The organism is Thermoanaerobacter thermocopriae JCM 7501, assembly GCF_001310975.1.
GTDB classification, from domain to species: Bacteria; Bacillota; Thermoanaerobacteria; order Thermoanaerobacterales; family Thermoanaerobacteraceae; genus Thermoanaerobacter; species Thermoanaerobacter thermocopriae.
On sequence record NZ_BAZY01000072.1, the window covers coordinates 1 to 1,206 of the forward strand.

At 36.2% G+C, this 1,206-nt stretch carries 1 pseudogene; it reads left to right on the plus strand.

Annotated elements, in window-relative coordinates:
- Positions 1–1,198: pseudogene (locus JCM7501_RS12390) on the plus strand (IS256 family transposase); the annotation flags it as partial.
- Between the last annotated feature and the right edge of the window lie 8 nt (positions 1,199–1,206).

The following is a 1,206-nucleotide window of genomic DNA, read 5'->3' on the forward strand; positions in this document are numbered from 1 at the left end:
AAAAACATGGCTGTAGAGCAAGTATTAAATATGTATTGCTCTAAAGATGATCCTAACCGCCCAGCTTTAAAGCAACTCTTAGAAAACTTGCTCGATTGTTTTATGTTGTCGGAAAGAACTGTTTACCTTGCTAAAAACGATAATGACAAAGGCAATGGTTTTTACGATAGAAAACTTGCAACTCCTGTTGGCAGTCTTGAAATCTCTGTCCCTCGCACACGTACTGGTAATTTCCGACCTTCTATCCTCCTGACCGCTACAAAAGAGTTGATAGTTCATACACTGACCTGCTTATGTCTTTAGTTGTCAATGGTTATTCCGAAAGTTCCCTTGTCCAGACTTTGAAAGCTTTGAATCTTCCATATTCCGAAAATGAAATACTAAAAATCAAAGAAGACCTCAAAAATGAGCTTCAGTTATTCAAACAAAGAGAACTACCAACAAGTGCTTTTGCTCTCATCATCGATGGTTATCATTGTGAAGTTAAGGATAATTCTAAGGTTAAACAAGCTACTTGTTATGTTGTCCTCGGTATCGACTTAGAAGGTAAAAAAGACATTTTCGGTGTCTACACTTTCTTCGGCAAAGAAAACAAGGCTGATTGGATGAAAGTATTTGAAGACTTAATTACAAGAGGGCTAAAAGAGATTCTAGTTGTCATAAGTGATGACTTCCCTGGTATTATAGATGCTGTCAAACTTGCTTATCCTCTTGCTGACCATCAACTGTGTTTTGTCCACCTCCAACGTAATGTCAGAAAACATATGACAAAAGAGGATGCTTCAGCTTTTAACAAGAGTTTAGACAGACTTAGAATTTCTTCCTCCGATTTTGACGAAGCTGTACTGAAATTTAAAGAACTTTGTGATGGATACCTTTCAAAATATCCTCGATTTGTTAAAGCAATATCAGAAAAAGCAGAGTTTTATCTTGCCCATATAAAATACCCTGAGGAATTAAGGAAGCATATCTATACCACAAACGCCGTTGAAAGTGTAAATAGCATGATTGAAAAGATTAGAGTAAATTCAGGTGGATACTTTCAGTCTGTTGAAGTCTTAGAAATTAATATTTACTTACAGCGAGAGAACTTACGCCGTACAAAATGGAAACATGGAGTTCCCAGTATTAGAAAATGCATCAATAACATAACCCAACTTACAACTTACGTTATAAGTTGGAAACACAAAATTCTTGACAAGTCTC